The sequence below is a fragment of the Nocardioides sp. NPDC127514 genome (genome assembly GCF_040302125.1).
In the GTDB taxonomy this organism is placed as follows: domain Bacteria; phylum Actinomycetota; class Actinomycetes; order Propionibacteriales; family Nocardioidaceae; genus Nocardioides.
Window position 1 is genome coordinate 64983 of sequence record NZ_JBEORF010000022.1, and the last position, 20276, is coordinate 85258.

Below are 20276 nucleotides of genomic sequence, written 5' to 3' on the forward strand. Positions count from 1 at the left end.
GAGGTCCCGACAGAGGACAGTCAACGCAACCAGATCTGCGGGTGCCGAGCCATAGTCCGTTCGGGCTCGTGGGGATAGTTCGAACGGTCATGCCTCGGCGTATTCAGAACCCGAGACTGGCGTTCTCCAACTGCGTGATCCGCTCCGCCGGGCCGTCGAACGTCAGGTCTCGCACCTCATGACGCCCGAAGCAGAAGAGCATGAGCTCGCCGACCGGGCCGGTGATGGTGACGGGCTCGTCGCCGGCGCGGAGGGTGGCGGTCTCGGTGCCGTTGCTCACCACGAGCGGGGTCTGCGCGGAACGGACCAGACCCTTGCCGAGCAGCTTCAGGGTGCGCCAGAGGTCCCGCTCGGCAGCGGCGGGGAGCGTACGCGGCTCCCAGCCCGGCTGGGCGCGGCGGAGGTCCTCGTGGTGGACGAAGAACTCGACGGTGTTGACGGCCCTGTCGACGGGACCAAGAGCGAACGGCGTGCCCTTCGGGTCGCGGAGACGGGAGGCGAGGGCCTCGAGCGGCTGAGCGGCGTACGCAGCCTCCGCCTTCCGGAGCACTGGCGCGAGCGGTGGCAGGAGGATGCCCGCCGCGGCCCACGGGCGGCGCTCCCGCACGAGCAGGTGCACCAGCAGGTCCTTGACCTCCCAGCCTTCGCAGAGGGTGGGGGCCGTCGGTCCGAGGGAGACGGCGGTGTCGCACAGGGCGATGCGCTCGGAGCGCGCGAAGGAAGCCACGGCCTGCACCTTATCGAGCCACTCCAGCGCTGGGCGGTCTCAAAAAAATTCGTCGCAGTCACGGTGCTGACCTAGGCTTTACCTCGAGATGAGCGACGAGGAACAAATACCCCAGCGGGCCACGACGACCGACGGGTTCAAGGTTCTCGGAGTCGCCATCCGGCGCGAGTGGGCGGTCTTCACACTCTCGACCCTCGGCTCCGCGCTCTTCGGTGCGCTGACCGTCGCCGACGCCTGGGTGCTGGGCTGGTCCACCGACCATGTGCTGGTGCCGGCGCTGCGCGACGGTGAGATCGGTGCCGGCTGGCTGTGGGCCGTGGTCGGACTCTTCGTCGGTGTCGCGATCCTGCGGGCCGTCGGGGTGGTGGCGCGGCGGCTGGGCGCCGGGGTGATGCAGTACCGCATGCAGGCCCATTCGCGTCGCGCGGTGACCCGCCAGTACCTCGCGCTTCCGCTCGCCTGGCACCACCGGCACCCGACCGGCGAGCTGCTCTCCAACGCCAACTCCGACGTCGAGGCGTCCTGGGCGCCGATCGCGCCGCTGCCGATGGCGGTCGGAACGGTCGCGATGATGGTGATCGCGATCGGGCAGATGTTCTGGACCGACGTCGTCCTGGCCTCGGTGGCGATCCTGGTGTTCCCGGCGGTCGTCGTCGCCAACCTGGTCTTCCAGCGCTTCTCCTCGCCTCTGATGACCCGCGCCCAGCAGCTGCGCGCGGAGCTCTCCGGGATCGCCCACGAGTCCTTCGACGGCGCCCTCGTCGTCAAGACCCTGGGCCGGGAGGCGGAGGAGACCACCCGCTTCCAGGACAAGGCCCAGGAGCTGCGCGACGTCAACATCCACGCCGGCCGGATCCGCGCCGCCTTCGACCCGATCCTGGCCGCGCTGCCCAACGTCGGGGTCCTCGCCGTCCTGGCCGTCGGCGTCGGCCGCGTCTCCAGCGGTGCCGCGGCACCCGGTGACGTCGTCCAGATCGGCTTCCTGCTCACCATCGTCGCCTTCCCGATCCGCTCCTTCGGCTGGCTGCTGGGTGAGTTCCCGCGCAGCGTGGTCGGCTACCGGCGGGTCCAGCGGGTGCTGGAAGCGACCGGACGCCTGGCCTACGGCACCGCGAGGACCAGCCGCGAGCCGACCGGCGCCCGCGTCCGCGTCGACGGCATCTCCTACGCGTACGCCGACGGCCCGAGGCTCCTCGACGGGGTCGACTTCGAGGTCGAGCCGGGGCGTACGGTCGCGATCGTCGGGGAGACGGCCGCCGGCAAGAGCACCCTGACCATGCTGCTCGCGCGGCTGGTCGACCCCGAGGCGGGCCGGATCACCCTGGACGGCACCGACCTGCGCGACCTGGGCGCGGGGGAGTGGGCCCGGGTCGCGGCGCTGGTGCCGCAGACGGCCTTCGTCTTCGACGACTCCGTACGCGGCAACGTCACCCTCGGCGCCGACCTCACCGACGACGAGGTCTGGTCCGCGCTCAAGGCCGCCCAGGCCGACGGCTTCGTCACCGCGCTTCCGAACGGCCTCGACACCACCCTCGGCGAGCGCGGGGCGAGCCTCTCCGGCGGGCAGCGCCAGCGCCTCGCCCTGGCCCGAGCACTCGTACGCCGCCCACGACTCCTGATCCTCGACGACGCCACCTCGGCGGTCGACCCCGAGGTCGAGCAGCGGATCCTGGCCGCCTTGCGGGACGGGGCCGGCGACACCAGCCTGGTCGTGGTCGCCTACCGCAAGGCCACCATCGCGCTGGCCGACGAGGTCGTGCACCTCGAGGACGGCCGCATCCGCGACCGCGGCACCCACACCGAGCTGCTCGCCCGCGACGAGTCGTACGCCCGCCTGGTCAACGCCTACGAGACCCCGGAGACCATCCAATGACCGCGACCCTCGAGCCCGAGACCCGGGTCGGCAGCGGCGAGGAGCTCGGCGCGATCGAGACCATCCGCCGGGGCATCAAGCACTCCCCGGAGCTGGTCGAGGGCATCCGCGGCACCTTCGCGCTGGCCGTGATCGCGAGCATCGGGCAGGTCGTCGTGCCTGTCGTCGTCCAGCAGACCCTCGACAACGGCCTGAGCGGTCCGGACGGCCCCGACCTCGGCTACGTCCTGCGCGCCGGCCTCGTCGCGGTGGTCGCCATCGCGGTCACCGGGTGGGCGTCGTTCAAGATGACCAGCCGGCTCTTCACCGCCGCCGAGCGGGGCCTGGCGACGCTGCGTACCAAGGCCTTCCGGCACGTCCACGACCTGCCGATGCTCACCCAGTCGACCGAGCACCGTGGGGCGCTGGTCTCGCGGGTGACCAGCGACGTCGACCAGGTCAGCCAGTTCATCGTCTTCGGTGGTCTGCTCTTCATCGTCAGCATCGGGCAGATGCTGATCGCCACCGTCGTGATGATGATCTACTCCTGGCAGCTCGCGATCCTGGTGTGGCTCTGCTTCGGCCCGCTCTTCCTGAGCCTGCGGTTCTTCCAGCGCAAGCTGTCCGCGGCCTACACGCTCTCCCGCCGCCAGGTCGCCAAGATGCTCTCCGCGGTCTCCGAGCCGGTCGTCGGCGCGGCCGTGGTGAAGGCGTACGCCGTCGAGGACCGCACCCAGGAGCGCATCGACCGCGAGATCGATGCCACCAGCGCCGCCCAGATCAAGGCGCAGGCCTACACCTCGATCTTCTTCAGCCTCGGCGGCCTCTCCGGCGGCCTCGCCAACGCCGGCGTGATCGTCGGCGGCGTGCTGCTGGCGCTCGCCTACCAGGGCACCGGCGGCGCGCTGACCGTCGGCGAGATCCTGGCCTTCGCGTTCCTGGTGACGCTGTTCGTGGGCCCGGTGCAGATGGGCACGCAGATCCTCACCGACGCGCAGAACGCGATCGCGTCCTGGCGGCGCACGATCGGCATCCTGGACACGCCCGCCGACCTCGTCGACCCGGGCCCGGCCGGGACCGTCCTGCCCCGCGGCCCGCTCTCGATCGAGTTCGACGCGGTCACCTTCGCCTACCCCGGCGGCCGTCCGGTGCTGCACGACATCTCCTTCGAGATCGCGCCCGGCAGCCGCGTCGCCGTGGTCGGCGAGACCGGGTCGGGGAAGTCGACGATCGCGAAGCTGCTCACCCGGGTGATGGACGTGACCGACGGCCGGGTCCGGCTCGACGGCGTCGACGTACGCGAGATCGGCAACGCCTCGCTGCGCACCAGCGTCGTGCTCGTCCCGCAGGAGGGCTTCCTCTTCGACTCCACCCTGGCCGAGAACGTCCGATACGGGCGGCTCGAAGCCACCGACGAGGAGATCGAGGGGGCCGCCCGGATCCTCGGCCTGGGGGACTGGCTGGCCGGTCTCCCCGCCGGCGTCCGCACCCGTGTCGGGCAGCGCGGCGAGTCGCTCTCGGCCGGCGAGCGCCAGCTCGTGGCACTCCTACGCGCCCAGCTGGCCGATCCCGACCTGCTCGTCCTCGACGAGGCCACCTCCGCGGTCGACCCGCGGCTGGAGATGCGGATCAACCGGGCCCTGGAGCGCCTGATGAGCGGCCGTACGTCAGTCACCATCGCCCACCGGCTCTCCACCGCCGAGGCGGCCGACGAGGTGATCGTCGTCGATGCCGGACACCTCGCTCAGCGCGGCCCGCACAGCGACCTGGTGGCGCAGGCCGGCTCGACGTACGCCCGCCTGCACGCCTCCTGGGTCGCCCAGCAGGGCAGCTGATCAGGCCGCCAGCACGGTGAACGGAGCCCAGGGGAGGTTGCGGACGACCGTGAAGACGACGGTCAGCGCCAGCCAGGTGTAGACCGCGGTGCGCGACCGGGCCCAGCCGGGCGCGGGAGGGCCGCCGACGCGGCCGCGGAGCCAGAAGAACCAGAGCAGCGCGAGCAGCGGCAGCCCGAGCAGGAACATCAGTGCGTTGTGGCCGATCGCGCCGGATACGTCACCCGACAGCAGCGACATCGTGCCGCGCGTCATCCCGCAGCCGGGGCAGTCGATGCCGGTCAGAGCGTGGATCGGGCACGGGGGGACATAGGCGACGAGCCCGGGAGAGGTGGCGAAGACGGCCGCGAGGCCCGCCCCGCCGGCCACGACGGCCAGTGGGACGAGCCCCGCGCGCACCCGTGAGGGTGTGGTCACATGGTCCCCGACTGGGCGGCCATGCCGACGCCGAGGACGACCGAGGCGATGATGTAGAGGACGATCACGACGACGCCGGTGATGGCACCGATGATGCCCCACTTCTTGGCGCCCTCGGCGTCACCCTGGACGGCCTTGACGATCGAGACGATGCCGAAGGGCAGGCAGCAGAAGAGCGTGACCAGGATGCCGATCACGAGGGCGCTGGTGTCGGTCTGCTTCGCCGGTGCCGGCTGCGGGGTGGGGTTAGCCATGGTGCGGTGTTCTCCAGTTTGAATAGTCGACTCGTGGAGTCGGCTGACAGGGCCGTACCGAGACCGGCCCAGATGACCGGGAGAGTCTGGCAGCCCGGCGCTTCAGGAGCGCCCGATGACGGCCGCGACATGCCGGTTGTGTCCGTACTGTTGCCCAGCGGGATACTGGAGGCGTGACTGGACCCACGAGCGAGGGGCTGGACCCCGCCATCGCCGACCGCCTCAAGCGCAACCCCGACGGGCTGGTGCCCGCGGTGGCACAGCAGCATGACACCGGCGAGGTGCTGATGCTCGGCTACATGGACGACGAGGCCCTGGCGCGCACGCTCGCGACCGGCCGGGCGACCTACTGGTCCCGCAGCCGGCAGGAGTACTGGGTCAAGGGGGAGACCTCCGGCCACCGGCAGTACGTCAAGGAGGTCCGCCTGGACTGCGACGGCGACACGATCCTGCTCAAGGTCGACCAGGAGGGCCCCGCCTGCCACACCGGCGACCACACCTGCTTCGACGCCGGCCTGATCTCATGAAGGGCGCCTTCGGCCCCACCGTCACCGCCGGACTCGCCGGTGCGGCCCTGGCCGCGTGGGCGGGCTCCAACGAGTGGGTGAAGGTGACCGCCCCGGCCCAGATGCCGGCCGACCTCAACGACTCCCCGGCCACCACCGGCCTGGCCCTGGTCGCCCTCGCGGCCTGGGGCGTGGTCCTGGTCACCCGGGGTCTCGTACGCCGCCTGGTGGCCGCCCTCGCCGGCCTGGCCGGGATCGGCGTGATCGTCACGTTCTTCGGCCATGCCGGGATCGACGCGCTCGGCCGGGCGATCGACTCCGAGGTGGTCTGGGGTGAGACCGAGCACACCACCACCCCCTGGCCCTACCTCGCGCTCCTCGGCGCGGTCGTGACCGTCGCGGCGGCCGTCGCGGCCGTACGGCTGGCTCCTTCGTGGCCCGAGATGGGCCGCAGGTACGACGCGCCGGCCGCCGCCACACCGGAGCAGAAGCCGTTGGAGGAGCAGTCCACGATCGATGTCTGGAAGTCGTTGGACGAGGGTCGGGACCCGACAACCGGGGATCAATGAATACACTGCAGCCAAGCCCACCTGGATCGCTTCGGGCTTCGCTTCAGCAAGAGAACTCGTAGAGGAGTCATCGCATGTCCGCCAGCCACGGCAACACCCCGGCAGCCTGGATCGCAGTCGCGGTCGGCCTCCTCGGCTTCCTCATCGGAAGCGTCGCCATGATGCTCGACCCGATCAGCTGGCTCGTCTTCTGGGTCGGCGTCGCCGTCACCGTCGCGGGCGGCCTGCTCTTCATCGTGCTCTCCAAGCTCGGCTTCAACGTCGAGTCACACTGAGCCTGTGAGACAGCGAGGCCCCCGGCGGATCCGCCGGGGGCCTCGCTGATTCCAAAGAGCCGAGCTCACATGGGGTGAGCTCAGTACGTGGTGGTGGTGCTGAAGTCGAGAGCACCGGACAGGTTCAGGATGAGCCCGATGACGAACAGAACGATGGCGACGATGCCGAGGATGAAGCCGGCGGTGGCCATGCCACGCCCGCCCTGCGCGCCACCGGAGGCGTCGATCTCGTTCTGGGCCATCTTGCCGAGGATGATCGCCGGGATACCGGTGAAGATTCCGCAGCAGATGCAGCCGAGGATGCCGAGGACAAGTGCCCAGATCGCCTTCTTGTTGTTGCCCGCAGGCTGACCGGGCTGCCCGGGTGCCGGCGAACCGTACGGGGGCGGCGGCGGAGGAGTTCCGTAGCTCATGTGTGTCTGACCTCCAAAGTCAGGCGAGTTGGGTAGAGATGGAAGAAACTTAACGTTTCCCGCCCGCACTGTGGCGCCAAATCGGGCGTGTCACGGTTCGGGTGAGAGGCTTTGCACGTGGGTCATACCCGGAAACGAGAGGTTTAAACATGTCGGTGCTCGAAAAGATCATCGACGGCGTACGTCTGGACCTGGCGCAGCGCCAGGCGACGGTGTCCGAGGCGGATCTGCGGGCCCGGCTGGCCGACGTCGACGCGCCCCGCGACCCGATGCCGCACTTCCGTGCGGCGGGCAGCAGCGTGATCGCCGAGGTGAAGCGGAAGAGCCCCTCCAAGGGCGCCCTGGCCGACATCCCGGACCCGGCCGAGCTGGCCCAGAAGTACGCCGCCGGAGGTGCCGCCGCGATCTCGGTGCTCACCGAGGAACGCCGCTTCGGCGGGTCCCTCGCCGACCTGCTCGCGGTCCGCGCGGCCGTCGACACCCCGATCCTGCGCAAGGACTTCATCGTCGAGCCCTACCAGCTGCTGGAGGCCCGGGCAGCCGGAGCCGACCTCGCGCTGCTGATCGTGGCGGCGCTGGACGACGACACGCTGCGCAGCCTCTACGACCAGGCGCGTGAGCTGGGTCTGACCGTGCTGGTCGAGACCCACGACGAGGCCGAGGTCGCCCGGGCGGTCGACCTCGGCGCCGAGCTCATCGGCGTCAACGCCCGCAACCTGAAGACCCTGGAGATCGACCAGGACGTCTTCGGCCGGCTCGCGCCGCTCATCCCCGAGGACCGGGTGAAGGTCGCCGAGTCGGGCATCTTCACCGCCACCGACGTCAAGCGCCACGTCTCCGAAGGGGCCCGCGCGGTCCTGGTCGGCGAGGCGCTGGTCAAGCATGGCGACCCGCAAGGCACGGTCGCCGAGTTCACCGGAATCCAAGGCTAGGACCAGCCATGACAACTCACATCCACGAAACGACGAGCTACGACGCCGACGAGTTCGGCTGGTTCGGTGGCGAGGCCGAGGGATTCGGCGGCCGCTTCATGCCCGAGGCGCTGATGAAGGCGCTCATCGAGCTCGACGACGCCTGGCAGAAGGCGAAGGCCGACCCGGCGTTCGTGGCCGAGTTCGACGCGATCCTGCGCGACTACGCCAACCTGCCGAGCCCGCTCTACCACGCGACCCGGCTCTCCGAGCAGCTCGGCGTACGCGTCCTCCTCAAGCGCGAGGACCTCAACCACACCGGCGCCCACAAGATCCGCAACGTGCTCGGCCAGGCGCTGCTGACCAAGCGGATGGGCAAGACCCGGGTCATCGCCGAGACCGGCGCCGGCCAGCACGGGGTGGCCTCCGCGACCGCCGCCGCCTACTTCGGTCTCGACTGCACCGTCTACATGGGCAAGGTCGACACCGACCGCCAGGCGCTCAACGTGGCCCGGATGCGGCTGCTCGGCGCCGAGGTCGTCCCGGTGCCCTCCGGCAGCGGCACCCTCAAGGACGCGATCAACGAGGCGCTGCGCGACTGGGTCGCCAGCGTCGACCACACCGCCTACCTGTTCGGCACCGCCGCCGGGCCCCACCCGTTCCCCACGCTGGTCAGGGACATCGTGCGCGGCATCGGCGACGAGGCCCGGGCCCAGTCCCTCGAGCAGTTCGGCGGCCTCCCGAACGCCGTCGTGGCCGCGGTCGGCGGTGGCTCCAACGCCATCGGCCTCTTCACCGCGTTCCTGGATGACGAGGACGTCGAGATCCACGGCTTCGAGGCCGGGGGAGACGGCTTCGAGACCGGCCGCCACGCCGCCACCATCCAGGCCAACGACCCCGGCGTGCTCCACGGCGCCCGCACCTACGTGCTCCAGGACGAGGACGGCCAGACCATCGAGTCCCACTCGATCTCCGCCGGTCTCGACTACCCCGGCGTCGGGCCGCAGCACGCCTGGCTGGCCAAGTCCGGCCGGGCGAGCTACACGAGCATCACCGACAAGGAGGCGATGGACGCCTTCGCGCTGCTCTCGCGCTCCGAGGGCATCATCCCCGCGATCGAGTCGGCCCACGCGATCGCGGGCGCCATCAAGATCGCCCCGGAGATCAAGGAGCGCCACGGTGAGGGCGCCACGATCCTGATCAACCTGTCCGGTCGCGGCGACAAGGACATGGGCACGGCCATCGAATACTTCGGACTTGGAGAAGCACAGTGAGTACGTCGGCAGCGTTCGAGAAGGCGAAGGCCGAGAACCGCGCCGCCCTGGTCGGCTACCTTCCGGCGGGCTTCCCCACGGTCGACGGCTCGATCGAGGCGCTGACCACGATGGTCGAGGCCGGCTGCGACATCATCGAGATCGGCCTGCCCTACTCCGACCCGGTCATGGACGGCCCCACCATCCAGGACGCCGTGCAGCAGGCCCTCGACGGCGGCGTACGCGTCGACGACGTGTTCCGCGTCGTCGAGGCCGTGGCGGCGACCGGGGTGCCGACCCTGGTGATGACCAGCTGGAACCCGATCGAGCGCCGTGGCGTGGACCGCTTCGCCCAGCAGCTGCAGGACGCTGGCGGCGCGGGCCTGATCACGCCTGACATCACCCCGGACTTCGCGCCGGAGTGGATCGAGGCCGCCGACGCCCGTGACCTCGACAAGGTCTTCCTGGTCGCGCCGAGCAGCACCGACGAGCGGATCGCGATGACGACGGCCCAGTGCCGAGGCTTCGTCTACGCCACCGCGGTCATGGGCGTCACCGGCGCCCGCGCCAAGACCTCCGACCTGGCCGCCCCGCTGGTCGCCCGCACCAAGAAGACCACCGATCTGCCGGTCGGCGTCGGTCTCGGGGTCAGCAACGGCGCCCAGGCGGCCGAGATGGCTGCGTACGCCGACGGGGTCATCGTCGGCTCCGCCTTCGTGCGTACGCTGCTGGACAACCGCTCCGACGAGCAGGCGGCGCTCAAGGCGCTGGCGAGCCTGACCGAGGACCTGGCCGCGGGAGTCCGCGCGCGTTGAGGTTCCTCGCTCTTCCCGTCCTGCTCGTCCTCATCGGCGTGCTCACCGGTTGCGGCGCTCCCGGCACCGGCCAGGCGCCTGCCTCGGCGATGACCGGGCAGGAGCACACGCCCTACCAGCTCTCCGACACCGCGCTGACCGACACCGAGGGCGAGCCGTTCTCGCTGGCCACCGATGCCGACAAGCCGCTGACCCTGGTCTTCTACGGCTACACCAGCTGCCCCGACGAGTGCCCGCTGGTGATGTCGAGCCTGACCGCGGCACTGACCCGCCTCGACGACGCGGATCGCGAGAAGGTCGAGGTCGTGTTCGTGACCACCGACCCCGCACGCGACTCCGAGCAGGTCCTGCGCAAGTACCTGGACCGCTACGACAAGGACTTCATCGGCCTCACCGGCGACCTGAAGGACATCGTCACCCTGGCCGAGTCGATGCGGCTCTACATAGGGGAGGCCGACCGGCTACCCAGTGGGGGCTACGATCTCGGGGTCCACGACACCCACGTCTCGGCCGTCTCCCAGGGGCAGGCCAGCGTGGTGTGGTCGATGAACACCTCTCCCAAGCAGTTCGCCGACGACATCCACCGCCTTCTCACTCAGAAGTAGCCAAGAAGGGCCCCGCATGATCCTCCCGATGTCCATCCCCAGCCCCGCCGAAGGCGTGCTCTGGCTCGGGCCGGTCCCGTTGCGCGGCTACGCCTTCGCGATCATCCTCGGCATCATCGTCGCCGTCTGGGTCTCCGAGCGGCGCTGGCAGGCCCGCGGCGGCCGGGCCGGCGACATCCAGGACATCGCGCTGTGGGCGGTCCCGTTCGGTCTGGTCGGCGGCCGGATCTACCACGTCATGACCGACTGGCAGCTCTACTTCGGTGACGGGGCCAACCCGATCGAGGCGCTCTACATCTGGCGCGGCGGGCTCGGTGTGTGGGGCGCGATCGCGCTCGGCGCGGTGGGCGCGATCATCGGCGCCAAGCAGAAGGGCATCAAGATCGTCCCGCTGCTGGACACGATCGCCCCGACCTGCCTGCTGGCGATGGGCATCGGCCGCTGGGGCAACTGGTTCAACCAGGAGCTCTTCGGCAGGCCCACCGACCTGCCCTGGGGCCTGGAGATCGACCCGTCGCGCTACCCCGACGGACCCAGCCAGTTCCCGGTCGGCACCACGTTCCACCCGACGTTCCTCTACGAGTTCTGCTGGGACATCCTCGCCTTCTTCGTGATCGTCTACCTGCAGAAGAAGCTGCGTCTGGGCGGCGGCCGTGTGGTCGCCCTCTACGTGATGGCCTACTGCCTCGGCCGCGGCATGATCGAGACCCTGCGCATCGACAACGTGCAGCTGGTCAACGTGCTCGGCCTGCGCTGGAGCGAGTGGATGTCGATCATCCTGTTCGTGCTCGCGGCCGCATGGTGGGCGTACGCCACCTTCACCGGCCGGGGTACCCTCGAGGAGGAGGTCTACAGCGATCCTGCCAAGGCCCCGGCGAACGACGTCGACGACGACACCGAGAACGAACCCGCGAGCGACACTGACGGCAACGCCGCCGACAACGGGACCGACGACGAGGAATCCTCGACAAAGGCCTGATCAGACGCAGATATTAGGCGCAAGGTAGCGCCTCGCGGGAGGGTGTCCGCCGATGGACCCTCGTTCGCAACCTACGCGTGACACAGTGGTAACCTAGCCGCACTCGCGCGGGCCAACGCTGTCCCCTGCAGATTGCCAGTTTCATCCCCGCAAGGGCGCGCGCACCTGTCGCAGACATCCCCCGCTCCGGACTCGACTCGAAGCAGAGTCAGAGAACCGGGGCTATTGGGCTGCGTCGGTCGGTGCGTGCCTGAGCCCGGACAGACGGGAGATCCCGGTGCCGTACGAGCACTCGTATCCATCCCCCCAGGGCCTCTACGACCCTCGGTTCGAGAAGGACGCCTGCGGCGTCGCCATGGTTGCGACGCTGACCGGCGTGGCCAGCCACGACATCGTGAAGCAGGGCATCCGTGCCCTGGTGAATCTCGACCACCGCGGCGCCGCCGGCGCCGAGACCAACTCTGGCGACGGCGCCGGGATCCTGCTGCAGGTCCCCGACGCCTTCCTGCGTGAGGTCGTCGACTTCGACCTTCCGGCCGAGCGTGCCTACGCCGTCGGCACCGCCTTCATCCCAGGCGACGCCGACCAGGTCGAGCGCACCGTGAAGATGGTCGAGGAGATCGCGACCGAGGAGGGCCTCGAGGTCCTCGGGTGGCGCGACGTACCGGTCAACCCCGACTCGCTCGGCGCCACCGCCCTCGCGGTCATGCCGACCTTCCGCCAGCTCTTCGTGGCCGGTGCCAAGCAGCGCGTCACGGGCCTGGCCCTGGAGCGGCTCTCCTTCTGCCTGCGCAAGCGTGCGGAGAAGGAGACCGACGTCTACTTCCCGTCGCTGTCGAGCCGCACCATCGTCTACAAGGGCATGCTCACCACGCCCCAGCTGGCCGAGGTGTTCCCCGACCTGGTCGACGAGCGCGTCGCCTCGGCGATCGCCGTCGTGCACAGCCGGTTCTCGACCAACACCTTCCCGAGCTGGCCGCTGAGCCACCCGTTCCGGTTCATCGCCCACAACGGCGAGATCAACACCGTCATGGGCAACCGCAACTGGATGAAGGCGCGCGAGTCGCTGCTCGAGTCCGAGCTGATCCCCGGCGACCTCGAGCGGCTCTTCCCGATCTGCACCGAGGGCGCCTCCGACTCGGCCTCCTTCGACGAGGTCCTCGAGCTGCTCCACCTGGCCGGCCGCAGCCTGCCGCACGCCATGCTGATGATGATCCCGGAGGCGTGGGAGAAGCACGAGGAGATGGACCCCGCCCGCAAGGCGTTCTACGAGTTCCACTCCTCGCTGATGGAGCCCTGGGACGGGCCCGCGTCGGTGGTCTTCACCGACGGCACCCAGATCGGCGCGGTCCTCGACCGCAACGGCCTGCGTCCCTCCCGCTACTGGGTCACCGAGGACGGACTCGTCGTGCTCGGCTCCGAGGCCGGTGTGCTCGACGACATCGACCCCGCCACCGTCGTCCGCAAGGGCCGCGTGCAGCCGGGCAAGATGTTCCTCGTCGACACCGCGGAGCACCGCATCATCGAGGACGACGAGATCAAGTCCGAGCTCGCCGCCGAGCACCCCTACGACGAGTGGCTCCACGCCGGTCTCGTACGCCTCGACGACATCCCCGAGCGCGAGCACATCGTCCACACCCACGCGAGCGTCACCCGCCGTCAGCAGGTCTTCGGCTACACCGAGGAGGAGCTTCGGATCCTGCTCGCGCCGATGGCCAACACCGGCGCCGAGCCGATCGGCTCGATGGGCACCGACAGCCCGATCGCGGCGCTGAGCGACAAGCCGCGGATGCTGTTCGACTACTTCGCCCAGCTCTTCGCGCAGGTCACCAACCCGCCGCTGGACGCGATCCGCGAGGAGCTCGTCACCAGCCTCAACGGCACCATCGGCGCCGAGTCCAACCTGCTCAACCCGGGTCCGGCCTCGTGTCGTCAGATCGTGCTGCCGTTCCCGGTCATCTCCAACGACGACCTGGCCAAGATCCGTCACATCAACCGTGACGGCGACATGCCGGGCTTCGCGGTCCACATCGTCCGCGGCCTCTACGAGGTCGACGGCGGCGCGGAGGCGCTCCGTTCCCGCCTGGACGAGATCGCAGCCGAGGTGTCCCAGGCGATCGAGGACGGCGCGCGGATCATCGTCCTCTCCGACCGCCACTCCACCCAGGAGATGGCGCCGATCCCGTCGCTGCTCCTGACCGGGGCCGTCCACCACCACCTGGTCCGCGAGCGCACCCGCTCGCAGGTCGGCCTGCTGATCGAGGCCGGAGACGTACGCGAGGTCCACCACGTGGCCCTGCTGATCGGCTACGGCGCGGCTGCGGTCAACCCCTACCTGGCGGTCGAGTCCGTCGAGGACCTCGCCTACGAGGGCTACTACGTGAAGGCCGACGCCGAGAAGGCGATGGCCAACACGATCAAGGCGCTCGGCAAGGGTGTCCTCAAGGTGATGTCGAAGATCGGCGTCTCCACCGTCGCCTCCTACACCGGCGCGCAGATCTTCGAGGCCGTCGGCCTGTCGAAGGAGGTCGTGGACCGCTACTTCACCGGCACCACCTCCAAGCTCGGCGGCATCGGCCTCGACGTGATCGCCGAGGAGGTCGCGAAGCGGCACGCCACCGCCTACCCGCGCGACGGCGTCGCCAACGCCCACCGCGCGCTGCCCATCGGTGGCGAGTACCAGTGGCGCCGCGAGGGCGAGCCGCACCTGTTCGACCCGGAGACCGTCTTCCGGCTCCAGCACGCCACCCGCAGCGGCCGCTACGACGTCTTCAAGCAGTACACCGACCGCGTCAACGAGCAGTCCGAGCGGCTGATGACGCTGCGCGGGCTCTTCAAGCTCAAGAGCGCCGAGGAGCTGGGTCGCCAGAAGATCTCGATCGACGAGGTCGAGCCCGTCGAGGCGATCGTCAAGCGCTTCTCGACCGGCGCGATGTCGTACGGATCGATCTCCCAGGAGGCTCACGAGACGCTCGCCGTCGCGATGAACATCCTCGGCGGCAAGTCCAACACCGGCGAGGGCGGCGAGGACCCGGATCGTCTCTACGACCCCAAGCGCCGCTCGTCGATCAAGCAGGTCGCCTCGGGACGCTTCGGTGTCACCAGCGAATACCTGACCAACGCCGACGACATCCAGATCAAGATGGCCCAGGGCGCCAAGCCCGGTGAGGGCGGCCAGCTGCCCGGCCACAAGGTCTACCCGTGGGTGGCCAAGACGCGTCACTCGACGCCGGGCGTGGGCCTCATCTCCCCGCCGCCGCACCACGACATCTACTCCATCGAGGACCTGGCTCAGCTGATCCACGACCTCAAGAACGCCAACCCGAGCGCTCGTGTCCACGTGAAGCTCGTGGCCGAGGTCGGTGTCGGCACCGTCGCCGCGGGTGTCTCCAAGGCCCACGCCGACGTCGTGCTGATCTCCGGTCACGACGGCGGCACCGGCGCGTCCCCGCTGACGAGCCTCAAGCACGCCGGCGGTCCCTGGGAGCTCGGCCTCGCCGAGGCGCAGCAGACGCTGCTCCTCAACGGCCTGCGCGACCGGATCGTGGTGCAGACCGACGGTCAGCTCAAGACCGGCCGCGACGTGGTCATCGCCGCGCTGCTCGGTGCCGAGGAGTTCGGCTTCGCCACCGCGCCGCTGGTCGTCTCCGGCTGCGTGATGATGCGGGTCTGCCACCTCGACACCTGCCCGGTCGGCGTCGCCACCCAGAACCCGGTCCTGCGGGAGCGGTTCACCGGCAAGGCGGAGTACGTCGTCAACTTCATGCGCTACATCGCCGAGGAGGTCCGTGAGCTCCTCGCCGAGCTCGGCTTCCGGAGCATCGACGAGGCCGTCGGCCACGCCGAGGCGCTCGACGCCCGCGACGCGATCGACCACTGGAAGGCCTCCGGACTCGACCTGTCGCCGATCTTCACCCGCGTGGAGTCGCCGCAGCAGTTCTCCGACCAGGCCCTCTACAACACCAAGGGCCAGGACCACGGTCTGGAGAAGTCGCTCGACGTCAACGAGCTGCTGCCGCTCGCGGCACCGGCACTCGAGCGCGGCGAGCCCGTACGCGCCCAGCTGCCGATCCGCAACGTCAACCGCACCGTCGGCACGATCCTCGGTCACGAGATCACCAAGCGCTACCGCGGTGAGGGCCTGCCCGAGGGCACGATCGACATCACCTTCACCGGCTCCGCGGGCCAGTCCTTCGGCGCGTTCATCCCCAAGGGGCTGACGCTGCGCCTGGAGGGCGACGCCAACGACTACGTCGGCAAGGGCCTCTCCGGCGGCCGGGTGGTCATCCGCCCGGAGCGTACGGCCGGGTTCCGCGCCGAGGAGCACATCATCGCCGGCAACACCCTGGCCTACGGCGCCACCAGCGGGCGGATCCACATCCGCGGGGGCGTGGGGGAGCGGGCCGCGGTCCGCAACTCGGGTGCCAGCATCGTCACCGAGGGCGTCGGCGACCACGGCTGCGAATACATGACCGGTGGTCGTGTCGTCGTGCTCGGCCCGACCGGGCGCAACTTCGCGGCCGGCATGTCCGGCGGCATCGCCTGGGTCCTCGACTTCCAGCAGCAGCGGCTCAACGGCGAGCTGGTCGAGGCCACCGGCGTGGAGGAGAAGTACGCCGCCGAGCTCGAGCAGCTGGTCCGCGACCACCTCGAGGAGACCGGCTCGGCCGTGGCCGAGGCGCTCCTGGCCGACTGGCCGAACTCATCGACCCGCTTCACGCAGGTCATGCCCAGTGACTACAAGCGCGTGCTCGAAGCCCAGGAGGAGGCCCTCGAGGAGGGTCTCGACGAGGACGAGGCAGCGCAGCGGATTATGGAGGTCCTCCATGGCTGACCCGAAGGGTTTTCTGAAGAACGGTCGTGAGGTCGCGACCCGGCGTCCTGTCGAGGAGCGGGTCAAGGACTGGCACGAGGTCTACCCGGGCAAGATCGGCAAGACCCTGCTGCCGATCATCAACACCCAGGCCTCGCGCTGCATGGACTGCGGCATCCCGTTCTGCCACCAGGGCTGCCCGCTCGGCAACATCATCCCCGAGTGGAACGACCTGGTCTGGCGCAACGACTGGGAGGGCGCCTCGGAGCGCCTGCACGCGACCAACAACTTCCCCGAGTTCACCGGTCGTCTCTGCCCGGCTCCGTGCGAGGCCGCCTGCGTGCTGGGCATCAACCAGCCCGCGGTGACCATCAAGAACATCGAGGTCGCGATCATCGACAAGGCCTGGGACGCGGGCCACGTCAAGCCGCAGCCGCCCGAGTGGCTCTCCGGCAAGGCGGTCGCCGTCATCGGCTCCGGTCCTGCGGGCCTGGCCGCCGCCCAGCAGCTCACCCGCTCGGGCCACACCGTGGCCGTCTACGAGCGGGCCGACAAGATCGGCGGGCTGCTGCGCTACGGCATCCCCGAGTTCAAGATGGAGAAGTCGCAGGTCGACCAGCGCCTGGCGCAGATGCGTCGCGAGGGCACGGTCTTCCGTCCGGGCGTCGACGTCGGCACCGACATCACCGGTGCGCAGCTCCGGGACCGCTACGACGCCATCGTGCTGGCCAACGGCTCGACCGTCGGTCGCGACCTGCCGGTCCCCGGGCGTGAGCTCGACGGGATCCACCAGGCGATGGAGTACCTGCCTCAGTCCAACCGGGCCTCGCTCGGTGAGGCGGTCCCCGACCAGATCCTGGCCGAGGGCAAGCACGTGGTCATCATCGGTGGCGGTGACACCGGCGCCGACTGCCTCGGCACCGCGATCCGCCAGGGCGCGGAGTCGATCACCCAGCTGGAGATCATGCCGCGTCCGCCGGAGGAGCGCCCCGAGGGCCAGCCGTGGCCGACCTACCCGATGACCTACCGGGTCGCGTCCGCGCACGAGGAGGGCGGCGAGCGGGTCTACGCCGTCTCCACCAAGGAGTTCCTCGGCACCGAGGACGGCCGCGTACGCGCTCTGAAGCTCGTCGAGGTCGAGTTCATCGACGGCAAGCTCACCGAGAAGGAGGGGACCGAGAAGGAGATCCCCGCCGACCTGGTGCTGCTGGCCATGGGCTTCACCGGCCCGGAGAAGGACGGCCTCCTCACCCAGCTGGGTGTGGAGTACGACGCTCGCGGCAACGTCGCCCGCGACGACTCCTTCGCCACCTCGGTCCCCGGCGTGTACGTCGCCGGCGACGCGGGTCGCGGGCAGTCGCTGATCGTGTGGGCGATCGCCGAGGGCCGCGCCGCCGCGGCCGCCGTCGACACCTACCTCACCGGCTCGACCAACCTGCCCGCGCCGATCCGTCCGACGGACCGGCAGCTGATGGTCTGAGACCCCAGCCTGAGGCACAACGGAGTGCCGACCACTGGCCCGGCACCTCCATCTCGGAGGTGTCGGGCCAGTCGGGTCTCAGCCATCGGATCGGAGGATCCGACAGCGTTCGTACACACTTGTGGCGCTGAGTTTGTGGCACACCTCCATTGCCCGCGCCTGCGGGGAGGGGCTAGCCGGCGGTGACCTCACGCCGGGCCCAGCGTGGAGCGACCACGTCTGACCCGGGCCACGGCGTAAACCTTGGATGAACGGCCTGATCAGGACGAGGTCCGGGTGCTGGTTTGAACGTTCCAGAGGGGTAGTCTGGGCTCCCGTGAGAAGAGCGAAGATCGTCTGCACCCTGGGACCCGCCGTCGGGACGGAGCGTCGCATCCGCGAGCTCGTCTACGCAGGCATGGACGTCGCCCGGATGAACATGAGCCACGGGTCCCACGACGACCACTCCAGCAACTACGCGCTGGTGCGGGAGGCGGCCGCCGCGAGCGGGCACAGCGTCGGCATCTTCGCCGACCTGCAGGGGCCCAAGATCCGGCTGGAGCGGTTCAAGGAGGGCTCCGCGACGCTGCGCCGCGGCCAGGCCTGGACGATCACCACGCGCGACGTGCAGGGTGACGACGAGATCTGCGGGACGACGTACAAGGGCCTTCCCGGTGACGTGAAGGTCGGCGACCCGATCCTGATCGACGACGGCAAGCTGCGCCTGCGGGTCACCGCGGTCGACGACACCGAGGTCCACACCGAGGTGCTGGTCGGCGGGCCGGTCTCGAACAACAAGGGCATCAACCTGCCCGGCGTCGCCGTCTCCGTGCCGGCTCTGTCCGAGAAGGACGAGGAGGACCTCCGGTTCGCGCTCAAGCTCGGCGTCGACATGGTCGCGCTCAGCTTCGTCCGCAACGCCAGGGACTACGAGGACGTCCGCAAGATCATGGACGAGGAGGGGCGCGTCGTCCCGGTCATCGCCAAGATCGAGAAGCCGCAGGCGATCGACAACCTCGACGAGGTCATCGCCGCCTTCGACATGTTCATGGTGGCCCGTGGTGACCTCGGCGTGGAGTGCCCGCTCGAGGAGGTCCCGTTCCTGCAGAAGCGGATCATCGAGCTGGCCCGTCTCAACGCCAAGCCGGTCATCGTCGCTACCCAGATGCTCGACTCGATGATCTCCAACCCGGCGCCCACCCGCGCGGAGGCCAACGACGTCGCCAACGCCGTCCTCGACGGCGCCGACGCGGTGATGCTCTCGGCCGAGACGAGCGTGGGCGACTATCCGATCCACACCGTGGAGACGATGGCGCGCATCATCGCGGCCACCGAGCGCCACGCGTTCTCCTCCGAGAGCAGCCGCGCCGCCGAGCTCAGCCCCATCGACTGGGACCCGCACACCCGCTCCGGAGTCATCGCCAAGGCCGCCGCGGAGGTCGCCGACCGGGTCGGCGCGAAATACCTCGTCGCTTTCACCACCTCCGGTGACTCCGCCCGCCGCCTCTCCCGGCTGCGCGGTGTGATCCCGCTGCTCGCCTTCACCCCCTCCGATGCCGTACGCAGCCAGCTCGCGCTCAGCTGGGGCACCGAGACCTTCCGCACCGACGAGGTCGAGCACACCGACGAGATGGTCCGCCAGGTCGACGAGAACCTGCTCAAGCTCGGCCGTGTCGAGGAGGGCGAGCTCGTCGTCATCATCGCCGGCTCGCCTCCCGGCATCCCCGGCTCCACCAACGCGCTGCGCATCCACCGCATCGGCGACGCGATCAACGAGGTCGCGCCCGCCTACGAGCGCAAGGGCTAGGACTTCGGGCCGATGAGGCGGTCGAGCTCGGCGACTGCCTCGCGGCGCGAGACGCTGATCGTCTTCCAGGACGACCGGCGCCACGGGATGCCGACCAGATCGAGCGCCCATGTGCAGAGGTCGCGGATGTCGTCGGAATGGTTGACGAATTGCCACCGACCGTACGCGTAGCGCTTCTTCTCGCCCGCGACGACACGAGTCGCCCAGTTGTTCACCCGGCATCCGTCAGAGTGGAACAGCCCGCGTAGGAACGGTCCGGGATGAGCCGTCACGATCTCCTTCTGCCAGTCCTCCAGGGCGATGGGGCGCTCGTGTTTGCGGCCGGGGCCGAGTTGAGGAAACAGGCAGGGGAGGTGTTTCCACGAGATCGTGGTGATCACAGCTCCGACCACGAGGCGAGTATGCGGACGACCGCCGGGTTTGAGACGAGCCATCAGCACCGCGAGGCGCTCGTTGATGTCGGGGTACTTCCGGTCGTTGATGATGTGAAGATTGAACACACCGCGCCGGCCTTCGCTGATGTGTCCGTCCCCGAGATACCAGCCAAGAAGCTCGGAGTACGCCTCGTCATCAAGGTCGCCCCCGTCGCATCGTGGACATGGCGGAGCGAGATGGGTCTGGCCGCGGACGATCCCGCGACGTTGGTAGAGCCGGCGCCATCGACGGATCGTCTTGATCGCAACGCCGTGCTTGGCCGCATTGTCCGCGTCGCGCATCCCCTCGTCGGAGCAGCGCAGTGCGCTGTCGACGACGGACTGGGGACGTACGTGGGGCATACGAGCATCA

General features: G+C 69.6%; 18 protein-coding genes. 13 read left to right on the top strand and 5 right to left on the bottom strand.

The window, feature by feature from the left end:
• Window positions 1–103 precede the first annotated feature (103 nt).
• Window positions 104–727, bottom strand: coding sequence for a TIGR03085 family metal-binding protein (locus ABTX24_RS18270; RefSeq protein WP_160024296.1), 624 nt, complete (start codon window positions 725–727; stop codon window positions 104–106).
• 88 nt (window positions 728–815) lie between these two features.
• Here ABTX24_RS18270 and ABTX24_RS18275 point away from each other — a divergent pair, with 88 nt between their 5' ends.
• Window positions 816–2600: an ABC transporter ATP-binding protein gene (locus ABTX24_RS18275; protein ID WP_160024295.1), complete on the top strand. Its 1785-nt coding sequence runs from the start codon at window positions 816–818 to the stop codon at window positions 2598–2600.
• Window positions 2597–4414, top strand: a complete 1818-nt coding sequence (locus ABTX24_RS18280; protein WP_350841528.1) for an ABC transporter ATP-binding protein — start codon at window positions 2597–2599, stop codon at window positions 4412–4414. Before ABTX24_RS18275 ends, ABTX24_RS18280 begins: the two co-directional genes overlap by 4 nt.
• Here the strand turns inward: ABTX24_RS18280 and ABTX24_RS18285 are convergent, their stop codons facing one another.
• Both ABTX24_RS18285 and ABTX24_RS18290 read right to left on the bottom strand, forming a co-directional pair.
• Window positions 4415–4831 carry a DUF2752 domain-containing protein gene (locus ABTX24_RS18285; protein ID WP_350841530.1) on the bottom strand — a complete coding sequence of 139 codons (417 nt, stop codon included), beginning with the start codon at window positions 4829–4831 and terminating at the stop codon, window positions 4415–4417. It abuts the gene before it with no gap.
• Window positions 4828–5085, bottom strand: coding sequence for a CD225/dispanin family protein (locus tag ABTX24_RS18290; protein WP_350661348.1), 258 nt, complete (start codon window positions 5083–5085; stop codon window positions 4828–4830). Before ABTX24_RS18290 ends, ABTX24_RS18285 begins: the two co-directional genes overlap by 4 nt.
• Window positions 5086–5258: 173 nt before the next feature.
• On the opposite strand from ABTX24_RS18290, the gene hisI reads away from it, so the two are divergent.
• The 3 genes from hisI (at window position 5259) to ABTX24_RS18305 (ending at window position 6435) form a co-directional block, all read left to right on the top strand.
• Entirely contained in the window at window positions 5259–5612 is a 354-nt protein-coding gene (gene hisI / locus ABTX24_RS18295) for a phosphoribosyl-AMP cyclohydrolase (RefSeq protein WP_160024291.1), read from the top strand.
• On the top strand, window positions 5609–6160 hold the full coding sequence (locus tag ABTX24_RS18300; protein ID WP_350841531.1) for a Trp biosynthesis-associated membrane protein: 552 nt from the start codon (window positions 5609–5611) through the stop codon (window positions 6158–6160). The genes hisI and ABTX24_RS18300 overlap by 4 nt, the downstream gene beginning before the upstream one ends.
• Before the next feature lie 74 nt (window positions 6161–6234).
• Window positions 6235–6435 carry an HGxxPAAW family protein gene (locus tag ABTX24_RS18305; RefSeq protein ID WP_160024289.1) on the top strand — a complete coding sequence of 67 codons (201 nt, stop codon included), beginning with the start codon at window positions 6235–6237 and terminating at the stop codon, window positions 6433–6435.
• Between the two features lie 80 nt (window positions 6436–6515).
• Here ABTX24_RS18305 and ABTX24_RS18310 read toward each other — a convergent pair whose 3' ends face one another.
• A complete protein-coding gene (locus tag ABTX24_RS18310) occupies window positions 6516–6848 on the bottom strand; it encodes a DUF4190 domain-containing protein (RefSeq protein ID WP_160024288.1) in 333 nt (110 codons plus the stop codon).
• Window positions 6849–6997: 149 nt separating this feature from the next.
• Here ABTX24_RS18310 and trpC point away from each other — a divergent pair, with 149 nt between their 5' ends.
• The 8 genes from trpC to pyk all read left to right on the top strand — a co-directional run bounded on the left by trpC (window position 6998) and on the right by pyk (window position 19490).
• Window positions 6998–7780, top strand: coding sequence for an indole-3-glycerol phosphate synthase TrpC (gene trpC / locus ABTX24_RS18315; protein ID WP_160024287.1), 783 nt, complete (start codon window positions 6998–7000; stop codon window positions 7778–7780).
• A gap of 8 nt (window positions 7781–7788) precedes the next feature.
• On the top strand, window positions 7789–9033 hold the full coding sequence (trpB, locus tag ABTX24_RS18320; RefSeq protein ID WP_160024286.1) for a tryptophan synthase subunit beta: 1245 nt from the start codon (window positions 7789–7791) through the stop codon (window positions 9031–9033).
• Window positions 9030–9827: a tryptophan synthase subunit alpha gene (gene trpA, locus ABTX24_RS18325; RefSeq protein WP_350841534.1), complete on the top strand. Its 798-nt coding sequence runs from the start codon at window positions 9030–9032 to the stop codon at window positions 9825–9827. The genes trpB and trpA overlap by 4 nt, the downstream gene beginning before the upstream one ends.
• Window positions 9824–10432 carry an SCO family protein gene (locus ABTX24_RS18330; protein ID WP_350841536.1) on the top strand — a complete coding sequence of 203 codons (609 nt, stop codon included), beginning with the start codon at window positions 9824–9826 and terminating at the stop codon, window positions 10430–10432. Before trpA ends, ABTX24_RS18330 begins: the two co-directional genes overlap by 4 nt.
• A 28-nt stretch (window positions 10433–10460) precedes the next feature.
• Entirely contained in the window at window positions 10461–11411 is a 951-nt protein-coding gene (gene lgt, locus ABTX24_RS18335; RefSeq protein ID WP_350841538.1) for a prolipoprotein diacylglyceryl transferase, read from the top strand.
• Between the two features lie 355 nt (window positions 11412–11766).
• Window positions 11767–16245: a glutamate synthase large subunit gene (gene gltB, locus ABTX24_RS18340; protein ID WP_457164823.1), complete on the top strand. Its 4479-nt coding sequence runs from the start codon at window positions 11767–11769 to the stop codon at window positions 16243–16245.
• On the top strand, window positions 16238–17704 hold the full coding sequence (locus ABTX24_RS18345; protein WP_160024281.1) for a glutamate synthase subunit beta: 1467 nt from the start codon (window positions 16238–16240) through the stop codon (window positions 17702–17704). The genes gltB and ABTX24_RS18345 overlap by 8 nt, the downstream gene beginning before the upstream one ends.
• A gap of 316 nt (window positions 17705–18020) precedes the next feature.
• On the top strand, window positions 18021–19490 hold the full coding sequence (gene pyk / locus ABTX24_RS18350) for a pyruvate kinase (RefSeq protein ID WP_350841540.1): 1470 nt from the start codon (window positions 18021–18023) through the stop codon (window positions 19488–19490).
• Here pyk and ABTX24_RS18355 read toward each other — a convergent pair.
• Window positions 19487–20266 carry a transcriptional regulator gene (locus ABTX24_RS18355; protein WP_350841542.1) on the bottom strand — a complete coding sequence of 260 codons (780 nt, stop codon included), beginning with the start codon at window positions 20264–20266 and terminating at the stop codon, window positions 19487–19489. The two genes, pyk and ABTX24_RS18355, sit on opposite strands and share 4 nt — an antisense overlap.
• Window positions 20267–20276: the final 10 nt, after the last annotated feature.